This window comes from Streptomyces sp. 12E (genome assembly GCF_055633275.1).
The window spans coordinates 3,416,621-3,436,766 of record NZ_JBVNCJ010000001.1 but is presented as its reverse complement, the minus strand read 5'-3'; the positions used below and the strand labels follow the sequence as shown (position 1 = coordinate 3,436,766).

The following is a 20,146-nucleotide window of genomic DNA, read 5'->3' as shown; positions in this document are numbered from 1 at the left end:
GGACTTCAAGGCAAAGAGAGGGCGTGCCATACTGCGGCCATGGGCGACACCTCCGGCCTCGGCGAGCCGACACTCGAAGAGCAGATCGCCGCGTACCAGCGCGAGTTCCAGGACCTCGACCCCCAGGTCGAGAAAATCGTCAACGCGCTGTCCCGCCTGAACCGCCGCATGAACGTCGCCTACGGCCGCCAGACCGCCGAACTCGGCATCACCAACGCCGACTGGGAGGTCCTCAAGGCCCTCGTCCTCTCCGGCGCCCCGTATCGCATGGGCCCCGGCGACCTCGCCAAGCGTCTGGGGCTGACCCCGGCCGCCATGACCCACCGGATCGACCGCATGGTCGCCGAGGGGCTGGTCGACCGGGAGCGGGACGAGACCAACCGGGTTCGCGTGATCGTGGAGCTGACCTCCGCCGGCCGCGAGAAGTGGCTCGAGGCGATGCGTCTGGCCACCGTCTTCGAGGAGGACCTCCTCCAGGACCTCGCCCCGGACGAGCGGGCGACGCTGGGTGAGGTCCTCACCCGCCTCCTGCGCCGGGTGGAACACGCCCAGCCGGACGCCGGCGGACGCCTCAGCGACCTGGACTGAAAGATCTTGGCCAGGGGTGCTTGACAGCCCCCTGACCGATCCGTAAGGTTCTTCGGGTTGCCGCGGGGCCGTAACGGTTCTTCGGCAGCACCTTCCGCCGCGACTGCGGCACTCAAAACCTCAGCACGATCTCCCAGCGGGAAAGATTTCGGCGTGCCCGAAATTCAATTCCAACCCTCGATTTGAGGAACGCGAAGAGGGTCCGCTAAGGTTTGAGACGTCGGAACGGCCCAACGGCCGGGAAGGCAACCCGCTCTGACCGGGAATCAGGCCCGAAAGGATCTGATAGAGTCGGAACCGCCGGAAAGGGAAACGCGGAAGCGGGACCCCGGAAAGCACCGAGGAAATCGGGTCGGAAAGATCTGATAGAGTCGGAAACGCAAGACCGAAGGGAAGCGCCCGGAGGAAAGCCCGAGAGGGTGAGTACGAAGGAAGCGTCCGTTCCTTGAGAACTCAACAGCGTGCCAAAAGTCAACGCCAGATATGTTGATACCCCGACCCGGTCGGTTCGATCGGGTTGAGGTTCCTTTGAAGAAACACACAGCGAGGACGCTGTGAACCGCCGGATCATTCCTCCGGTGGTTCCGCTCTCGTGATGTGCAACCCGATCACGGGTAAACATTCACGGAGAGTTTGATCCTGGCTCAGGACGAACGCTGGCGGCGTGCTTAACACATGCAAGTCGAACGATGAACCACTTCGGTGGGGATTAGTGGCGAACGGGTGAGTAACACGTGGGCAATCTGCCCTGCACTCTGGGACAAGCCCTGGAAACGGGGTCTAATACCGGATACTGAGCCTCGCAGGCATCTGCGGGGTTCGAAAGCTCCGGCGGTGCAGGATGAGCCCGCGGCCTATCAGCTTGTTGGTGAGGTAACGGCTCACCAAGGCGACGACGGGTAGCCGGCCTGAGAGGGCGACCGGCCACACTGGGACTGAGACACGGCCCAGACTCCTACGGGAGGCAGCAGTGGGGAATATTGCACAATGGGCGCAAGCCTGATGCAGCGACGCCGCGTGAGGGATGACGGCCTTCGGGTTGTAAACCTCTTTCAGCAGGGAAGAAGCGCAAGTGACGGTACCTGCAGAAGAAGCGCCGGCTAACTACGTGCCAGCAGCCGCGGTAATACGTAGGGCGCGAGCGTTGTCCGGAATTATTGGGCGTAAAGAGCTCGTAGGCGGCTTGTCGCGTCGGTTGTGAAAGCCCGGGGCTTAACCCCGGGTCTGCAGTCGATACGGGCAGGCTAGAGTTCGGTAGGGGAGATCGGAATTCCTGGTGTAGCGGTGAAATGCGCAGATATCAGGAGGAACACCGGTGGCGAAGGCGGATCTCTGGGCCGATACTGACGCTGAGGAGCGAAAGCGTGGGGAGCGAACAGGATTAGATACCCTGGTAGTCCACGCCGTAAACGGTGGGCACTAGGTGTGGGCGACATTCCACGTCGTCCGTGCCGCAGCTAACGCATTAAGTGCCCCGCCTGGGGAGTACGGCCGCAAGGCTAAAACTCAAAGGAATTGACGGGGGCCCGCACAAGCGGCGGAGCATGTGGCTTAATTCGACGCAACGCGAAGAACCTTACCAAGGCTTGACATACACCGGAAAGCATCAGAGATGGTGCCCCCCTTGTGGTCGGTGTACAGGTGGTGCATGGCTGTCGTCAGCTCGTGTCGTGAGATGTTGGGTTAAGTCCCGCAACGAGCGCAACCCTTGTCCCGTGTTGCCAGCAAGCCCTTCGGGGTGTTGGGGACTCACGGGAGACCGCCGGGGTCAACTCGGAGGAAGGTGGGGACGACGTCAAGTCATCATGCCCCTTATGTCTTGGGCTGCACACGTGCTACAATGGCCGGTACAATGAGCTGCGATACCGCGAGGTGGAGCGAATCTCAAAAAGCCGGTCTCAGTTCGGATTGGGGTCTGCAACTCGACCCCATGAAGTCGGAGTCGCTAGTAATCGCAGATCAGCATTGCTGCGGTGAATACGTTCCCGGGCCTTGTACACACCGCCCGTCACGTCACGAAAGTCGGTAACACCCGAAGCCGGTGGCCCAACCCCTTGTGGGAGGGAGCTGTCGAAGGTGGGACTGGCGATTGGGACGAAGTCGTAACAAGGTAGCCGTACCGGAAGGTGCGGCTGGATCACCTCCTTTCTAAGGAGCACTTCTCAATCAGGCTTGCCTGGTTCAGAGGCCAGTACATCGGCGCACGTCCGATGCTGGTTGCTCATGGGTGGAACGTTGACTACTCGGCACACTTGACCAGCTTCTCTTCCCAGTACTGCTTCGGCGTGGAACGGAAACGAGGAGTGGCGAGGGTGTCGGGCACGCTGTTGGGTGTCTGAGGGAACGAACCCTCAGTTGCCGGCCCCAGTGCACTCGGGAGTCTGTCCCGGGGTGATGGGTGGCTGGTCGTTGTTTGAGAACTGCACAGTGGACGCGAGCATCTGTGGCCAAGTTTTTAAGGGCGCACGGTGGATGCCTTGGCACCAGGAACCGATGAAGGACGTGGGAGGCCACGATAGGCCCCGGGGAGTCGTCAACCAGGCTTTGATCCGGGGGTGTCCGAATGGGGAAACCCGGCAGTCGTCATGGGCTGTCACCCTTGCCTGAACACATAGGGCAAGTGGAGGGAACGCGGGGAAGTGAAACATCTCAGTACCCGCAGGAAGAGAAAACAACCGTGATTCCGGGAGTAGTGGCGAGCGAAACCGGATGAGGCCAAACCGTATGCGTGTGAGACCCGGCAGGGGTTGCGCATACGGGGTTGTGGGATCTCTCTTTCATGGTCTGCCGGCCATGAGACGAGTCAGAAACCGTTGATGTAGGCGAAGGACATGCGAAAGGTCCGGCGTAGAGGGTAAGACCCCCGTAGTCGAAACGTCAGCGGCTCGTTGGAGAGACACCCAAGTAGCACGGGGCCCGAGAAATCCCGTGTGAATCTGGCGGGACCACCCGCTAAGCCTAAATATTCCCTGGTGACCGATAGCGGATAGTACCGTGAGGGAATGGTGAAAAGTACCGCGGGAGCGGAGTGAAATAGTACCTGAAACCGTGTGCCTACAAGCCGTGGGAGCGTCGGGGTGGAGCTTGCTCCATCCTCGTGACTGCGTGCCTTTTGAAGAATGAGCCTGCGAGTTTGCGGTGTGTTGCGAGGTTAACCCGGGTGGGGAAGCCGTAGCGAAAGCGAGTCCGAACAGGGCGTTTCAGTAGCACGCTCAAGACCCGAAGCGGAGTGATCTAGCCATGGGCAGGTTGAAGCGGAGGTAAGACTTCGTGGAGGACCGAACCCACCAGGGTTGAAAACCTGGGGGATGACCTGTGGTTAGGGGTGAAAGGCCAATCAAACTCCGTGATAGCTGGTTCTCCCCGAAATGCATTTAGGTGCAGCGTCGTGTGTTTCTTGCCGGAGGTAGAGCACTGGATAGGCGATGGGCCCTACCGGGTTACTGACCTTAGCCAAACTCCAAATGCCGGTAAGTGAGAGCGCGGCAGTGAGACTGTGGGGGATAAGCTCCATGGTCGAGAGGGAAACAGCCCAGAGCATCGACTAAGGCCCCTAAGCGTACGCTAAGTGGGAAAGGATGTGGAGTCGCAGAGACAACCAGGAGGTTGGCTTAGAAGCAGCCACCCTTGAAAGAGTGCGTAATAGCTCACTGGTCTAGTGATTCCGCGCCGACAATGTAGCGGGGCTCAAGCGTACCGCCGAAGTCGTGTCATTCACACAACAGGGCCAACGCCTGTGTGGATGGGTAGGGGAGCGTCGTGTGCCGGGTGAAGCAGCGCCGGAAGGCAGTTGTGGACGGTTCACGAGTGAGAATGCAGGCATGAGTAGCGATTCACACGTGAGAAACGTGTGCGCCGATTGACTAAGGGTTCCTGGGTCAAGCTGATCTGCCCAGGGTAAGTCGGGACCTAAGGCGAGGCCGACAGGCGTAGTCGATGGATAACCGGTTGATATTCCGGTACCCGCTGTGAAGCGTCAAACATCGAACCAGGCGATGCTAAGCCCGTGAAGCCGCCCCTGATCTCTTCGGAGTGAGGGGGAGTGGTGGAGCCGGCGAACCAGACTTGCAGTAGGTGAGTGATGGGGTGACGCAGGAAGGTAGTCCATCCCGGGCGGTGGTTGTCCCGGGGTAAGGGTGTAGGACGTCAGGTAGGCAAATCCGCCTGGCAATAGTCTGAGACCTGATGCCGAGCCGATTGTGGTGAAGTGGATGATCCTATGCTGTCGAGAAAAGCCTCTAGCGAGTTTCATGGCGGCCCGTACCCTAAACCGACTCAGGTGGTCAGGTAGAGAATACCGAGGCGTTCGGGTGAACTATGGTTAAGGAACTCGGCAAAATGCCCCCGTAACTTCGGGAGAAGGGGGGCCACAACCGGTGATGAGCTTCGCGCTCTGAGCTGGGGGTGGCCGCAGAGACCAGCGAGAAGCGACTGTTTACTAAAAACACAGGTCCGTGCGAAGCCGTAAGGCGATGTATACGGACTGACGCCTGCCCGGTGCTGGAACGTTAAGGGGACCGGTTAGTCACTCTTCGGGGTGGCGAAGCTGAGAACTTAAGCGCCAGTAAACGGCGGTGGTAACTATAACCATCCTAAGGTAGCGAAATTCCTTGTCGGGTAAGTTCCGACCTGCACGAATGGCGTAACGACTTCTCGACTGTCTCAACCATAGGCCCGGTGAAATTGCACTACGAGTAAAGATGCTCGTTTCGCGCAGCAGGACGGAAAGACCCCGGGACCTTTACTACAGTTTGATATTGGTGTTCGGTTCGGCTTGTGTAGGATAGCTGGGAGACTGTGAAGCTCGGACGCCAGTTCGGGTGGAGTCGTCGTTGAAATACCAGTCTGGTCGTGCTGGATGTCTAACCTGGGTCCGTGATCCGGATCAGGGACAGTGTCTGATGGGTAGTTTAACTGGGGCGGTTGCCTCCTAAAGAGTAACGGAGGCGCCCAAAGGTTCCCTCAGCCTGGTTGGCAATCAGGTGTTGAGTGTAAGTGCACAAGGGAGCTTGACTGTGAGACCGACGGGTCGAGCAGGGACGAAAGTCGGGACTAGTGATCCGGCGGTGGCTTGTGGAAGCGCCGTCGCTCAACGGATAAAAGGTACCCCGGGGATAACAGGCTGATCTTCCCCAAGAGTCCATATCGACGGGATGGTTTGGCACCTCGATGTCGGCTCGTCGCATCCTGGGGCTGGAGTCGGTCCCAAGGGTTGGGCTGTTCGCCCATTAAAGCGGTACGCGAGCTGGGTTTAGAACGTCGTGAGACAGTTCGGTCCCTATCCGCTGTGCGCGTAGGAGTCTTGAGAAGGGCTGTCCCTAGTACGAGAGGACCGGGACGGACGAACCTCTGGTGTGCCAGTTGTCCTGCCAAGGGCATGGCTGGTTGGCTACGTTCGGGAGGGATAACCGCTGAAAGCATCTAAGCGGGAAGCCTGCTTCGAGATGAGGACTCCCACCTCCTGGAGAGGATAAGGCTCCCAGTAGACGACTGGGTTGATAGGCCGGATATGGAAGCACGGTAACGTGTGGAGTTGACCGGTACTAATAGGCCGAGGGCTTGTCCTCAGTTGCTCGCGTCCACTGTGTTGGTTCTGAAACCACGAACGGCCCCATGCCAGGTCAGGCATGGTTCGGTTGTCTGTTTCATAGTGTTTCGGTGGTCATAGCGTAGGGGAAACGCCCGGTTACATTCCGAACCCGGAAGCTAAGCCTTACAGCGCCGATGGTACTGCAGGGGGGACCCTGTGGGAGAGTAGGACGCCGCCGAACAATCTTTGTGGAAAGCCCCCGTGCCATTCGGCACGGGGGCTTTCTGCGTTTCAGGACGGCTCCACCAGTTTCGTGTCGTACGCCAGGATCACCGCCTGGATGCGGTCCCGTGAGCCGGTCTTCGCGAGTATCCGGCCCACGTGGGTCTTCACCGTGGACTCGGCCAGGTGGAGGCGGGCGGCGATCTCGGTGTTCGTCCAGCCCTTTCCGATGACCGTGAGGATCTCGCGTTCCCGTTCCGTGAGGGCGGACAGACGCGGGTCGTCGAGGGGAGCGTCCACCGTGCCGTCGCCGGTCGGCAGATGCTGGACGTAGGCGTCGAGGAGGCGGCGGGTCAGGCTGGGGGCGACGACCGCGTCCCCGCTCGCCACGGAGCGGATGCCGGAGAGGAGTTCCTCCGGCTGGGCGTCCTTGACGAGGAAACCGGAGGCGCCCGCGCGGAGACCGGCGTAGGCGTACTCGTCCAGGTCGAACGTGGTCAGGATGAGGACGCGGGTACGGTCGCCGGTGGCGGCGATGCGGCGGGTCGCCTCGATGCCGTCCAGGCCGGGCATGCGGATGTCCATCAGGACCACGTCGGGGTGCAGTTCCGCCGTCATGCGGATCGCTTCGCTGCCGTTCGCGGCCTCGCCCAGGACCGTGATGTCGTCCTGGCTCTCCAGAAGCATGCGGAAGCCGAAACGCTGGAGCGGCTGGTCGTCGGCGATGAGGACGGTGGTCACTGCGGGGTTTCCTCCGGAAGGTGCAGACGGACGCGCCAGCCCTGCTCGGGGTGCGGGCGTGGGCCGGCTTCAAGTGTGCCGCCGTACAGGGCCGTTCGCTCGCGCATTCCGGGGATGCCGCGGCCGTCGGACGGTGTGGGGGACGGCCGGCTCCTTCCGGTGTCGGTGAGGGTGACCGTGACGGCGCCTTTGTCGCCGTGGACGATGACGATCTCCGAGCTTGCGTCGGGGCCGGCATGCTTGAGGGTGTTGGTGAGGGCTTCCTGGACGACCCGGAAGACGGTGAGCTGCCGGCCCGGGGGGAGGGTCGCCCGGCCCTCGGCCCTGATGCGGACGGGCAGGCCCGCGTTGCGGACACCGTCGATGAGCCGGTCCAGGTCGGTGAGGCCGGGCTGGGGGGTTCGTGCGGCGGGGAGTGCGAGGTCGTCGTCTCGGAGGACGTCGAGGAGGCGGCGGAGTTCGCCGAGGGCCTGGCGGCTGGTGGCGCCGATGGCGTCCAGCGCCTGGGTGGCGCGTTCCGGGGACTTGGCGGCCGCGTATTTTCCGCCGTCGGCCAGACCCGTGATGACGGACAGGTTGTGGCCGATGATGTCGTGCATCTCGCGGGCGATGCGGGCGCGTTCGGCGGCGGCGGCGATACGGGCCTGCTGGTCGCGTTCGATCTCCAGGCGGCGGGCGCGGTCCTCCAAGGCCTCGGTGTAGCTCCGTCGGGTGCGGACCGTGATGCCGATGAGGACGGCCACGGCGATGGACGTGAGGTGCGAGCCGATCTGCTGGTGCCACTCGCCCTCGCCGTAGCGGGCCGTGGAGACCGACACGGGGACGATCATCAGGGCCGCCGCCCACCACAGGTTGCGCAGGGGGAGGCGCAGGGCGATGTGGTAAATGACGAGGAGTTGGAGCAGGGCTGCCTGGAGCGCGGCACCGGACCAGGCGTTGACCAGGGCGAACGGGGTCGTGGCGAGCAGGACCGCCGCCGGGTGGGTGCGGCGCGGGAGGAGCGGGGCGGACAGGCCGAGGCTCAGGGTGAACAGGAGCCAGCCGGGAGTGTCGGGGTTGTGGGTGACGCTGCGCCAGCCGTCGCCGACGTAGTCGATGAGGGCGGCCGTCACCCAGAAGCCGGTGACGGTCAGGTCCCACGGCAGGGGGTGGCGCCGGTCGAAGGCGCGTACCCGCTGACTGACGCGCTGCACGTACGGGGCGAGGGGCTCCGTCGTCCGTACCCCCGTCGGAGACTCCTGCTCGTTCGTCACGAGGCCCATGGTGGCGGGTGCGTCCGTCGGGGGGAACACGAGGGGTTGCATGGTCAGATGCTCGTCCGCGCGGGGGGCGGCGGGCGTCGGGCCGCGGGCCGTATTTCGGGTGAGGGCGGTGGTACCCCGGTACTACGGTGGCGGTCATGAGTGCCGTCTCCATCGAGGACTGTGTGATCCGGCCGGTGCGCGCGGAGGAGTGGGCCGCGTCGAGGGAGCTGCGGCTCACCGCGCTGCGGGACCCGGTCGCGCACATCGCCTATATGGACACCTACGAGGAGGCCGTGGCCCGGCCGGACTCCTGGTGGCAGGAGCGTACGGCGAACGGGGCGCGGCAGTTCATCGCCGAGACGGCGGACGGGAGCTGGGTCGCCAGTGCGACCGTGCTGATCGAGGAGGCCGGTACGACGGACTGGACCGGTTCCGTCGTCGCGCGACGGCAGGGGCATCTGGTGGGCGTGTACGTGGCTCCCGGGTATCGGGGGACCGGGCTGGCGAAGGAGCTGTTCGAGACCGCGCTGGAGTGGGCGTGGGGCCGCGGGGCGGAGCGCGTGCGTCTCCTCGTGCACGCGGACAACGCGCGGGCGCTGGGGGCCTACCGCAAGGCGGGTTTCGTGGACACCGGGGTGACCATGTCGCTGGGGGACGAGCCGGACGACCTGGAGCTGGAGCTGGCCGTGGAGCGGCCGGTGTCCGGCTAGTCGGGCCGGCGGGTCAGACCGGTAGTTCGTCGTGCGGCCAGCGGGCCCTGCCCTGTTCACGGGAGCGGAGCAGGGCCAGGGTGGGCATGCCGTGGTCCGTGCCGGTGGTGAGCAGGTCCGGGAGTTGGGGGAGTGGGGCCACGGCCGCCACGTCGTCCAGGACGAGGGTGAGTGGTGGGTCGAGCCGACCGGAGGATGACCGTTCGGCCATGCGCCGGCCGTGCTCGACCACGTGTGAGGCGAGGGCCGTCAGCAGGGGCATCGCGCCCGGGCTGGTACGGGGGTCCTCGATGGATTCGCCCACGACATAAAGTGTGCCCCCTTCGCGGACGAAGGAATCCAAGGCGAGGGCATCAGTTCGGTTGGGAGTGCAGGCCTCGCGGACATTGACCGTGGAGAGCGCGGCCAGGGCGCGGGTGGTCAGCTGCTGGGCCATGTCCCGGCGTTCGGGGTGCGCCGTGAGGGCCGCCTCGAGTTCGCCGGCGGCGCCGGGGGCGGCCTTGGGGTTGGTACGCAGGATGCGTACGGCGTCGTGGACCTGGAGGCCCTGGGACCAGCGGTGGACGTGGCGGATCGTACGGCCGTCCACGGCGGCGGCGTGTACGTAGCTGCGGAGCAGGGTCTCCGCGGTGTCGCTGACCGCCCGGTCGAGGCGGGAGGTGGGGCGGACGGGAGCGAGGAGGGCCGCCGCGCGGGCGACGGCCGTCCGTTTGTCCTCGCAGCCGGCGGTGGGGGACCAGTGGAGGCGGGCCGGGGTGTCGCAGAGGTGGGTGGGGTCGTAGAGGTGGGTGGGGCCGAGTTTGGCGCGGGCGTCCTTGGTGTCGTGCCAGAGGGTGGGGTTGGAGGTGAGGACGAGGGCGGGGCCCTCCGCGTCGCGTACGGCCCGGGCCGCGGTGGTGTGGCGGGTGGCCGGGGGGCCGTAGAACAGCCCCGCGCCCTCGGTGCGGGGGGTTTCCCACCCGCCCGCCTGTGCACCGTCGTCCATGGGCGCGGCCACGGGCTCTTCCCTCGCAGGGGTTTCCTCCTCGGGCCCCCTCGGGGCCGGCACCTCGTGCAGTTGCTCCGGTGTCGGCTGCGGCTCCGGCCGCCTCCCCCGTTCGGGCAGGTGCTCCGGCTGCCGCCGCGTGCCCCCGGTGGCCCGTTCCGCCCGGCGCCGTGCCCGTACCGCTCTCCAGCGGGCCACCGTGCCCAGCACGAACACCGTCAGGACGGTCAGGATCATCAGCTGGCCGATGAGCAGGCCCCAGAAGAGGCCGTGCCCCGAGAGGGCCGACTCCGGGGCGTCCGGCCAGGCGCCGGGGAGGTTCTGCGGGTCGGCGACGAGGTGGCGCATGGCCACCGGGGTGCGGGTGAAGGTGACGCCGGACGGCCAGTGGCCGTGGGCGAAGAGGCCCGCGAGGCCCGTGGCCGTCCACACCATCGCGGTGATGCCGACGAGGAACGCGAGGACGCCGATCAGCAGCCCGTCGGGGATGCCGCCGCCCTGGCCGCCGGCCCGGCCGTGCTCACGGTGGTCGTCCGGTCTCACGCGTGCTCCCCCTACGCCACCGTCGATTCGGAGTCGCCGACGTGCTGCTCCACGAAGGCCGCCGCCCGCTCCTCCGCCTCCCGTTCGGCGGCGCGCAGGGCGTCGTCGGCGAGGTCGGCGGAGGACTCGGTCATCGCGCGGTCGGTGAAGACCAGCGGGCGTTCGGTCTCGGTGACCAGGTGCTTGACCACCTGGACGTTGCCGTTGACGTCCCACACCGCGATACCGGGCGTCAGTGTCGGAATGATCTCCACCGCCCACCGGGGCAGGCCGAGCACCCGGCCCGTCGCCCTCGCCTCGTCCGCCTTCTGGGCGTAGATGGTCCGGGTCGACGCCATCTTCAGGATGGCCGCCGCCTCCTTCGCCGCCGCCCCGTCCACCACGTCGGACAGGTGGTGGACGACCGCGACGAACGACAGACCGAGCCGCCGGCCGAACTTCAGCAGCCGCTGGAACAACTGGGCGACGAAGGGGCTGTTGATGATGTGCCAGGCCTCCTCGACCAGGAAGATGCGCTTCTTCCGGTCGGGGCGGATCCAGGTGTGCTCCAGCCACACGCCGACGATCGCCATGAGGATCGGCATGGCGATGGAGTTGCGGTCGATGTGGGACAGGTCGAAGACGATGAGCGGTGCGTCGAGGTCGATGCCGACGGTCGTCGGGCCGTCGAACATGCCGCGCAGGTCACCGTCGACCAGGCGGTCCAGGACCAGGGCGACGTCCAGGCCCCACGCCCGTACGTCGTCTATGGCGACGTTCATCGCCTCCGCCGACTCCGGTTCGGGGTGGCGCAGCCGCTCCACGATGTCGGAGAGGACCGGCTGGCGTTCGACGACGGACTCGTTGACGTAGGCGTGCGCGACCTTGAGGGCGAAGCCGGAACGCTCGTCCAGGCCGTGCCCCATCGCGACCTCGATGATGGTCCGGAGCAGGGCGAGCTGCCCGGTCGTCGTGATCGACGGGTCGAGCGGGTTGAGCCGGATGCCGTGGTCCAGGGCGGCCATCGGGTCGAGGCGGATGGGGGTGATGCCCAGCTCCTGCGCGACGAGGTTCCACTCGCCGACGCCGTCCTCGCCCTGGGCGTCCAGGACGACGACCTGGCGGTCGCGGAAGCGCAGCTGGCGCAGGACGTACGTCTTCTCCAGGGCCGACTTGCCGTTGCCGGACTCGCCGAGGACCAGCCAGTGCGGGGCGGGGAGCTGCTGGCCGTAGAGCTGGAAGGGGTCGTAGATGTAGCCCTTGCCGGAGTAGACCTCGCGGCCGATGATGACGCCGGAGTCGCCGAGGCCGGGGGCGGCGGTCGGGAGGTAGACCGCCTGTGCCTGGCCCGTGGACGTGCGCACCGGCAGCCGCGTCGTCTCGACCTTCCCGAAGAGGAAGGACGTGAAGGCGTCGGTGACGACGGACAGCGGATCCCGCATATCGGCTCAGCCCCTACCTTCGAATGCCGGTGGCGAACGGGAGTGTGTTCACGAACGCGCGGTGGTGCTCGCGGTCGCACCACTCCACCTTCAGGTACGACTTTCCGGCCGACGCCCGTATGGTCCGCTTGTCTCGGGCCAGGGCCTCGGGATTGCGGGAGGAGACGGTGATGTAGCCGACCAGGTTGACGCCGGCCGCGCCGCTGGCGAGGTCCTCGCCGCGCTGGTCCAGACGGCCGTGGGCGGCGATGTCGCGCGGGTCGACGGTGCGGTTCATCTTGGCGGCGCGGGACGCCTCCGCCTCGTCGTTGGTCTTCTCGGTCAGCATCCGCTCGATGGCGACCTCGGTGGGTTCGAGGTCCATGGTGACGGCGACCGTGCGGATCACGTCCGGGGTGTGGACGAGCAGCGGGGCGAGGAAGTTCACGCCCACCGGGGTCATCGGCCACTCCTTGATCCACGCCGTGGCGTGGCACCAGGGGGCGCGGGTGACGGACTCGCGGGTCTTGGCCTGGAGGTAGGTGGGCTCCATGGCGTCCAGCTCGGCCGGCCAGGCGTTGCGCTGCGTCATCGCCTGGATGTGGTCGATCGGGTGGTCCGGGTCGTACATGGAGTGGATCAGCGAGGACAGTCTGCTCTGGCCGAGCGGCTGCCGTACGCGGATGTCGGCCTCCTGGAGCCGGGAGCAGATGTCGGTCAGCTCACGGGCCATGACGACGGCGAGTCCCGCGTCCCGGTTCACCTTGCCGCCGCCCTGGCTGCGCATCGCGCGGGCCATGGTGGTGGCCTCGGCGGCCAGTTCGCGCGTGTAGTGCATGCAGGCGACGAGGTAGGCGCGGTGCTGCTCGCTGCTGGTCGACACCATCGACTGGAGCTGGTCGTACGACTGCTGGAGCCACGGCGGCGACGTGGCGTCCCCGCGGAGGGCGACGTCCTTGGCGTGGGCGTCGGGGTCGGCCGGCAGGGTGCGGGCGAGCATCTGGATGCGGGTCACGAAGCCGTCGCCGTTGGCGACGTGCTTGAGCAGCGTGCCGAAGCGGTCGACGAGGGCTTCCTGGTCCTCGGAGTCGCGCAGGCCGACGCCCGGGCCCTCGATCTCGATGGCGGCGGTGACGGTCTTGCGGTCCGCGTGCAGCAGTACGGCGATCTCGTCCGGGCCGAAGGGAGCGGCGAGCCAGGTGATCCTGCCGATCCCGGGCGGCGGTCCGATCTCCACCTCGCGCCCGTCCAGCCGGGTGCCCGCCTCGACGGCGCCGGAGCGGTAGGTGGCGTTCCGGCGCACGGTGCGCTTGTAGCTGCGGTTGATCTCGAACCACTTGTAGAAGGTGCGGTGCTTGTAGGGCACGTACACCGCGGCCAGCGCCAGCATCGGGAGGCCCGCGAGCAACACGATCCGCACGGACAGGACGGGGACGAGCAGTCCGCACATCATGCCGAGGAACGCGCCCACGACGATCAGCGCGATCTCACCGGTCTCGCGATTACGGCCGACGATCGCGTTCGGCCTGGCGCGGCCGATCAGATACGTACGGCGGGGCGCGCCCGGATGGGACAGATGGGACTCGGTCGTCAACGCCCTTCACCTCCCGTGCTGTTGGTGCTGCTGTTGCGGGTGTTGCTGGCGTGGGGGGTGTTCACCGGGCTGCTCGAGCGGGGTGCGGGGGTGGATCCGCCGCTGTTCGACGTGCGCGAGCTGTGCGCGGCGACTCCGCCGGAGGCGGGGTTGGAGGGGCGGGGGCCGGTGGACTGGCCGCCGCCCCCGTGGTTGTTGTCGGCGCGGGTGCTGTGGGTCTTGATGCCCTGGGCGACCAGGGTCGCCGGGGAGCTCATGACGGCGGCGGCCTTGCCTTCGGCGCCCTGCATGAGGCGGTTGTTGCGGGAGTTGGCGATCTCGTCGCCGAAGCCGGGGACGAAGCGGTAGATCATCGCGGAGGCGAAGATGGCGAGCAGGATGATGGCGAGGCCCGACACGATCGCGGCGAGCGAGTCCGGGCCCTCGTCCGACGCCAGCGCGCCGGCGAGGCCGAGCACGATGACGATCACCGGTTTCACCAGGATCACTGCGATCATCACGCCGGCCCAGCGGCGGACGTGACCCCACAGGTTCTTGTCCACCAGTCCCGCGTACACGACGACACCGAGCAGGGCACCGACGTACAGGAGCACCGCCCGCAGGTACAGCTCCAGGTAGAGGACGCCTGCCGCGACGATCGACACCAGCGAGACCACGATCAGCATGATCGGACCGCCGCCGATGTCGTTCCCCTTGGACAGGGCCTCGGAGAAGGTCCCGAAGAACGTGTCCGTCTGGTCCCCGGTCGACTTCGCCAACACGTCGGAGACGCCGTCGGTGGCCGAGACGACGGTGTAGAGGATCAGCGGTGTGAACGCCGATGCGAGCACCGTCAGCCACAGGAAACCGATCGCCTCGGACATGGCCGTGACGAACGGCACGCCGCGCACCGCGCGCTTGGTGACCGCGAGCAGCCAGAGCAGCAGCGTCAGGATCGCCGACGCGCCGAAGACGATCGAGTAGTGCTTCAGGAACTGCGGATTCGTGAAGTCGACGTTCGCCGTCTCCTGTACGGCCTTGCTGAGCTGGTCGACGGTCCAGGAAGCGGCGTCGGCACAGCCCTGGGCGAGGGAGGCGAGGGGGTCGAGGGTGGTGGTGGGGTCGTTGAGCGTGCTGGATCGTTCGGATCCTTCGCCGGCTCTGCCTTGTTCGCAGTAGTCCTTGGCGGGGCCGCGGATGAGGTCGCAGGGATCGTTGCTGTCCGTCGGCGTCGGCGTCGGCGTCGGCGTCGGGGTTGGGGTTGGGTCGGCGACAGCTTGTGTGGCGAACAGCACCGTCGTGGTCTGCACAGCGACGACGGCGGCTGTGAACTTGAGGAAGCGGTTAGCGCGCATACGTGAACCCTCCGTACTCCTCGACGGCCTTCGTCATGTCGTCGGCAGTGGAGGCCTTCTGGTCGCGCCCGACCGGGACCGGCCCGTCCTTCTGCTGGAAGTCGGTGACCTTCCAGTCGTTGTCGATCCACTTCAACTGATACGTGGTGGTGTACCAGCTCTCGGTCACCGGGTTGGTCGAGCCATCGCCGGACAAGCCGAACAGCGACGTGTACCAGACCTCGACGGAGGCGTCGCTCGCACTGGACGCCGTTACCTTGGTCCCCACGGGAATCACCCGGGAGACGAAGGTCTGTCCGGCGGGTGCCCGTCCGTTCTTGTCGAGGCCGATGTTGGCGAGGAACTCCGCGTTCGAGTAGGCCTGATCGAGGTCCGCCTGCCTGGCTGAGGCGGCATCCGGTGCGTAGACGGTAGTAACGATCTCGCGGCGCCGTTCCTTGTTGAACATCTCGGCGGAACCCAGAGCCACCGCATAGTTCGCCGCCGCGCTCTCCGCCCCCCGGCGGTCGTGGGCGAAGCCCGACGGGATGCCGGCCGCCTTCGCGTCCACCGGCTTCTCTCCCGACGGGGCCGTCGCCGCAGCCTTGGGGGAGTCGCCGGAGCCGCCGCCCTCCTCTGCGGCGGAATCGTCGCCTCCACGGTTCGCGAAGGCGATCGCCGCGATCAGGAGGACCACCACGCCGACCACCGTGACCAGGCTGCGCGAGGAGGAACGGCCGCCTCTGCGCGCGCCGCCGTACGGATCGCCGCCCCTCTCCGGCAGGCGGGTGCGGGTCTGGCCCGTGTCGTCTCCGAGACTCATACCGCGTACGCCCCCTCAGCGTCGTGCGGAAACACCTCGTACTCCGCGTACTCCATGTACGACGGTAGCCGTGCTGGTCCCCGCGCGGGCGCGGTGTGGTGAGTGGACATCAGGGAAACGCAACCTCAGCCGGTGGGCACGACGGGCGGGTGGGATGGAGGAGGTGCCGGGCGTGCCCGGTCGGAAGCGGTGGGGCGGGGACTACACGGCCATTCCGTACACGATGGTGAACAGCGTGCCGAGCGAACCGATGATGAAGACGCCCGTGAGCCCCGCGATGATGAGGCCCTTGCCCTGTTCGGCGCTGAACGTGTCCCTCAACGCCGTGGCGCCGATGCGCTGTTTGGCCGCCCCCCAGATGGCGATGCCCAGGCAGATGAGGATGGCGACCGCCATGACCACTTCGATCATGATCTTGGCCTCGTTGCCCAGGCTGCCGAAGGGGCCCCAATCCGGAGCGATCCCGCCGATAATGGTGTTGATGTCTCCCTCGTCGGCCGCGAAGAACATGTAAGTCACCGCCCCTGTATGGGTAGTTCTGCACCCCCTGCGTTGTGCAGAGGTCAGGCCTCATTGTCGCCGAAGATGACGCTGTCGCATGTCGGCTTGGCGTCACCTGTTGGCGGGTTTCGTACGAATAGCTTGCCACCGGCGCGCGCCGGACTACGGGAGAGGCGCGCTCCGACGGGTGAGAAGTCGTATCGTTACTCTGTGTATCACGCTGTGTAACGTCGGGCAATGAAGTCGGAACGTGAGGTTCCTGACGGTTGGTGAGGGCGCTCGGCGGGACCCCAGGCCGTGTCGGATCAGGTGGACGACGTGGTCCGCGCCTGTCAGGGCCTCCTCGCGACCGAGCATGCCGCCGGACGTGAAGGTCCGGAGCAGGGGACTTCGCCGTGCCCGTAGCAACCGCGCCAAAGTCCCAAGTGATCATTCCGAAGGGCGGGTGCCGCCTCTACACTGGCGTGCGGCAGTGGGCTGCCGGACGGCGAGGGGCGGTTGACGGTGCGTAAGGCATGGATCGCGGCGGGGATCGCCGTCAGTTCCGCGCTAGCCTTCGTGATGCTGCTCGTCGTCGGGGTCTACGTCGTCGCCGGAAACCTCGTCAACGGGGTCGGCGGCGGGGCGGCCAAGTCGCTGGCCAAGGGAAGCGTGCCGGCCGCCTACCAGGCGCTCGTCCAGAAGTGGGGCAACCACTGCCCGGCCATCAACCCGGCGCTGCTCGCCGCCCAGCTCTACCAGGAGAGCGGGTTCAACCCGAGGGCGCAGAGCCACGCGGCGGCGCAGGGCATCGCCCAGTTCATCCCCGGCACCTGGGCCACCCACGGGATCGACGGGGACGGGGACGGGGACCGGGACGTGTGGGACCCGAAGGACGCGATTCCGTCGGCGGCGGCGTACGACTGCGCGCTCGCGTCCTATGTGAAGGACGTCGGCGGGAATCTGACCGAAAACATGCTCGCCTCGTACAACGCCGGGGCGTACGCGGTGATCAAGTACGGGGGCGTCCCGCCGTACGAGGAGACGCGCAACTACGTCAAGCGGATCCTGGCGCTGGAGAAGAGCTTCGCCGCGCCGGTGGGGCGGGTGGATCCGTCGAGGCAGGCGGCCGGGGCCATCGCGTTCGCGCAGAAGAAGCTCGGGACCTTGTACCTGTGGGGCGGCAACGGCACGCCTGAGCAGGGCGGACGGTTCGACTGCTCGGGGCTGACCAAGGCGGCGTACGAGAGCGTGGGGATCACGCTGCCGCGCGTGGCCAACGACCAGTACAACGCGGGGCCGCATCCCGAGCGGGACGAACTGCTGCCGGGCGATCTGGTCTTCTTCTCGGACGACCTCACCAATTCCCGGGCCATCCGGCATGTGGGCATTTATGTCGGCGGCGGGTACATGATCGACGCGCCCCGGACCGGGGCCGTGATCCGATTCGACCCGATCGACACACCTGACTACTTTGGTGCCACCCGCGTCACCGAAGATGGCGCGAAAGCGCTCCCCACCACGGCGTGAGCGGAGCGTTAACCCCCACCCTGAGCTGCGGAGATGCATCTCTCTTCGATAACGTCTGCGTGATCATTCGGTGGAGTGTGGAACGTATCGACGGGGACCGTGCGTTCCTGTTGTCGTAGCCGAGCGGACGAGCGGATCTACAGACCACGGGGGTGGCAGGATCGGCGTGCGAAACGTGCGCCGCGAAACATGACGAAGGGGCCGCAGCACCATGGCTGGACTCGCCGAATCCGGGTCGAACCCCGACGTCGACCTGCTCTATGACATCAACGGCCTGGCGAAGGCCGCACCGCCGTGGTTCGACCACCTCATGGAGTTCGTGGGCGAGTACGGCCTGCTGTTCGCCCTGCTGGCGCTGCTGGCGTGGTGCTGGTGGGGCGTCAGGCGACGGGGCGGCGAGGACGCGGCCCCGACCGTGGCGGCCCTGGTGTGGGCCCCGCTCGCGGCGGGCGTCGCGGTCCTGGTGAACGTGCCGATACGCGGGTTCGTGGAGAGGCGCCGGCCCTTCCTCGACCACGAAGGGCTCGAGGTCCTGGTCGATGGCAAGAACGACTACTCGTTCGTCAGCGACCACGCGACGCTCTGCATGGCGCTGGCGGTGGGGCTCTTCCTGGCCAACCGGCGGCTCGGGATCATCGGACTGGTGCTGGGACTGCTGGGCGGGTTCATCCGGGTCTACATGGGCGTGCACTACCCGACGGACGTCGTGGGCGGGCTCGCACTCGGTACGGCCGTCGCGCTGCTGCTCTCGCCGCCGGCGATGGCGCTGCTGACGCCGGTGATGCGGGCGGTCGAGCGGTCGCCTCGGGGTGGGTGGCTGGTGTCTGCGCGGGGGCGGCAGCGGGGCCGGCGGAGGAGGGGCGCCCCGGATGCCTCGCGGAACGGCGCGACCGGGGCCGAGGAGCGGGACCTGGCGGCCTGAGCCGCTGTTCGTGGGCGTACCGCGTGCTGGCGCCGGTCGGGGGCGCCCCGCAGCCCGGCGCTTGCGGGGTGCGGGGCACCCCCGGAAGGGGGTACCCCAGCGCCCACCCGTGCCGCCCCGGGGGTCACCCCCCAGGCCTTCAAGGCACTGGGGGAGGCACGACCGCCCGCAGCCACGTGCGGTTACGTCACTCCCCCGTGTGGTTCTGGGCGTCTCTTCTGGCTTGGCTTCTGGCTCTTCTCGCGGGGCCCCGCCAGCCGCAGGTGCAGCGGGCCGTGCAGAAAGGGCCCTGCTCGGTGGTGGTCGTGGTGTGGGAGGCGGGGGTCGGCTCGTCGTCCTGGTGCGGCACGTCGACCACGGTAACGCCCCGTCCGACGGCGTGACGGGGCCCCTTACCGGTCGTTAACCGGACATGGCTCGGATGCGCGGCGTGGTGGCTGGGTTCGGGGTGGTGTGCTGTCTGGGGCTCGGGAGCGCGGGCTGTGCGGGAAGCGACGCCGTGTCCCGCGAGGCACCCGCCGGGGACGCGGTGCGGGTGCTGAGGGAGGCCGCCGACGTGCTGGTGGACGCCGGGAGCTCCAAGGCGACCACCTCCCTGGAGATGGCGACCGGCGGGACCCGGGTCACCATCCGGGGCGAGGGCGTGTACGACTACCGCAAACGGCTCGGGCGGCTGAAGGTGCTGCTGCCGCAGGACCCGGCCGGGAAGGTCGTCCGGCGGCCCATCACCGAACTGCTCGCTCCCGGGGCGCTCTTCATGAAGAACCGGGGGGCCGGGGTGCCCGCCGACAAGTGGGTGCGGGTGGAGACCGGGACGCTGTCCGACGGGAACCTCGTCACCGGCGGGGCCACCGACCCGTTCGCCGCCGCCGAGGTGCTGCGCGGGACGTGGTCGGCGACGTTCGTGGGGCGGACCGAGGTGGCGGGGGCGAAGGTGCGCCACTACCGGGGGACCGCCGACCTGCGGCAGGCCTCGCGGTACGCCTCGGACGCGAACCGGGAGGCGCTGGACGCGGCGGCGAAAGGGTTCGCCACCGCGCGGGTGCCGTTCGACGTCTACCTCGACGACGAAGGACGGATCCGCAAGCTCCGGCACCGGTTCAGCTTCGTGAACGGCCGGCGGGACGAGCCCGTCGCGGTCGCCTCGACCACGCTGCTGTACGACTTCGGGATCCCGGCCGACGTGCGGCTTCCCGAGGACGGGGACATCTACGCGGGCCGGATCGCCGAGGAGCGAGGCCGGGAGTGACCGGCCTGAACTAGCCCTTCCGTGCCATGCGCGGTGCGTGGGGCGCTCCCTACCCTAGGAAGTCGGTGACGACGGGGAAGGGGTGAGGCGCGTGGCACCGCTCGGCGGTGGGACGGTCCTGGTTCAGGACCACGTGGCGCTCGCCGAGATCGAACTCTGCGGGGAGCTGATCATCGCCGCCTCCAACGCCGAGGAGCGGCTCAGCCTGGAGAGCATCGACGAGGTGCTGAGGGTGGCCGAGGCGCGGGCGGAGCCGGGCAGGTTCTGAGCCC

Annotated in this window: 14 protein-coding genes and 3 rRNA genes; 9 read left to right on the top strand and 8 right to left on the bottom strand. The window is 67.1% G+C overall.

The features are described 5' to 3' along the window. Window positions 1-39: 39 nt before the first annotated feature. From ACZ8ZB_RS15950 to rrf, 4 genes are all read left to right on the top strand, one after another. The gene (locus ACZ8ZB_RS15950) at window positions 40-588 is read left to right on the top strand and encodes a MarR family winged helix-turn-helix transcriptional regulator (RefSeq protein ID WP_470738393.1); all 549 of its coding nucleotides are present in this window, start codon (window positions 40-42) and stop codon (window positions 586-588) included. A gap of 621 nt (window positions 589-1,209) precedes the next feature. Next, window positions 1,210-2,736 (top strand): 16S ribosomal RNA (locus ACZ8ZB_RS15945). Window positions 2,737-3,033: 297 nt separating this feature from the next. Next, a 23S ribosomal RNA gene (locus ACZ8ZB_RS15940) occupies window positions 3,034-6,155 on the top strand. Between the two features lie 87 nt (window positions 6,156-6,242). Beyond that, window positions 6,243-6,359, top strand: a 5S ribosomal RNA gene (gene rrf, locus ACZ8ZB_RS15935). Together the 16S, 23S and 5S rRNA genes form the textbook arrangement of a ribosomal RNA operon. 50 nt (window positions 6,360-6,409) lie before the next feature. Here the strand turns inward: rrf and ACZ8ZB_RS15930 are convergent. Together ACZ8ZB_RS15930 and ACZ8ZB_RS15925 are read right to left on the bottom strand one after the other, a co-directional pair. Continuing rightward, complete coding sequence (locus ACZ8ZB_RS15930; RefSeq protein WP_470738392.1) at window positions 6,410-7,081, bottom strand: response regulator; 672 nt, start codon at window positions 7,079-7,081, stop codon at window positions 6,410-6,412. Then, a complete protein-coding gene (locus ACZ8ZB_RS15925) occupies window positions 7,078-8,385 on the bottom strand; it encodes a sensor histidine kinase (RefSeq protein ID WP_470738391.1) in 1,308 nt (435 codons plus the stop codon). Before ACZ8ZB_RS15925 ends, ACZ8ZB_RS15930 begins: the two co-directional genes overlap by 4 nt. Before the next feature lie 95 nt (window positions 8,386-8,480). Between ACZ8ZB_RS15925 and ACZ8ZB_RS15920 the strand changes: the two genes are divergently transcribed. After that, the gene (locus tag ACZ8ZB_RS15920; protein ID WP_470738390.1) at window positions 8,481-9,035 is read left to right on the top strand and encodes a GNAT family N-acetyltransferase; all 555 of its coding nucleotides are present in this window, start codon (window positions 8,481-8,483) and stop codon (window positions 9,033-9,035) included. A gap of 13 nt (window positions 9,036-9,048) precedes the next feature. On the opposite strand, the gene ACZ8ZB_RS15915 is transcribed toward ACZ8ZB_RS15920, so the two are convergent. The 6 genes from ACZ8ZB_RS15915 to ACZ8ZB_RS15890 form a co-directional block, all read right to left on the bottom strand. Beyond that, window positions 9,049-10,563: a type IV secretory system conjugative DNA transfer family protein gene (locus ACZ8ZB_RS15915; protein WP_470738389.1), complete on the bottom strand. Its 1,515-nt coding sequence runs from the start codon at window positions 10,561-10,563 to the stop codon at window positions 9,049-9,051. 11 nt (window positions 10,564-10,574) lie between these two features. Further along, the gene (locus ACZ8ZB_RS15910; RefSeq protein WP_351998349.1) at window positions 10,575-11,984 is read right to left on the bottom strand and encodes an ATP-binding protein; all 1,410 of its coding nucleotides are present in this window, start codon (window positions 11,982-11,984) and stop codon (window positions 10,575-10,577) included. 13 nt (window positions 11,985-11,997) lie between these two features. Continuing rightward, window positions 11,998-13,557, bottom strand: coding sequence for an SCO6880 family protein (locus ACZ8ZB_RS15905; RefSeq protein ID WP_470738388.1), 1,560 nt, complete (start codon window positions 13,555-13,557; stop codon window positions 11,998-12,000). Continuing rightward, on the bottom strand, window positions 13,554-14,891 hold the full coding sequence (locus ACZ8ZB_RS15900) for a hypothetical protein (protein WP_470738387.1): 1,338 nt from the start codon (window positions 14,889-14,891) through the stop codon (window positions 13,554-13,556). Before ACZ8ZB_RS15900 ends, ACZ8ZB_RS15905 begins: the two co-directional genes overlap by 4 nt. After that, complete coding sequence (locus ACZ8ZB_RS15895) at window positions 14,881-15,693, bottom strand: hypothetical protein (protein WP_470738386.1); 813 nt, start codon at window positions 15,691-15,693, stop codon at window positions 14,881-14,883. The genes ACZ8ZB_RS15900 and ACZ8ZB_RS15895 overlap by 11 nt, the downstream gene beginning before the upstream one ends. Window positions 15,694-15,894: 201 nt before the next feature. Beyond that, a complete protein-coding gene (locus ACZ8ZB_RS15890; protein ID WP_030829533.1) occupies window positions 15,895-16,203 on the bottom strand; it encodes a hypothetical protein in 309 nt (102 codons plus the stop codon). Window positions 16,204-16,755: 552 nt separating this feature from the next. Between ACZ8ZB_RS15890 and ACZ8ZB_RS15885 the strand changes: the two genes are divergently transcribed. From ACZ8ZB_RS15885 to ACZ8ZB_RS15870, 4 genes are all read left to right on the top strand, one after another. Continuing rightward, entirely contained in the window at window positions 16,756-17,703 is a 948-nt protein-coding gene (locus ACZ8ZB_RS15885; RefSeq protein WP_470741493.1) for a bifunctional lytic transglycosylase/C40 family peptidase, read from the top strand. 211 nt (window positions 17,704-17,914) lie between these two features. After that, window positions 17,915-18,625: a phosphatase PAP2 family protein gene (locus ACZ8ZB_RS15880; RefSeq protein ID WP_470738385.1), complete on the top strand. Its 711-nt coding sequence runs from the start codon at window positions 17,915-17,917 to the stop codon at window positions 18,623-18,625. Window positions 18,626-19,037: 412 nt separating this feature from the next. After that, the gene (locus ACZ8ZB_RS15875; protein ID WP_470738384.1) at window positions 19,038-19,874 is read left to right on the top strand and encodes an SCO4651 family lipoprotein; all 837 of its coding nucleotides are present in this window, start codon (window positions 19,038-19,040) and stop codon (window positions 19,872-19,874) included. A gap of 82 nt (window positions 19,875-19,956) precedes the next feature. Next, window positions 19,957-20,142 carry a hypothetical protein gene (locus ACZ8ZB_RS15870; RefSeq protein WP_470738383.1) on the top strand — a complete coding sequence of 62 codons (186 nt, stop codon included), beginning with the start codon at window positions 19,957-19,959 and terminating at the stop codon, window positions 20,140-20,142. The last annotated feature ends 4 nt before the right edge of the window (window positions 20,143-20,146 follow it).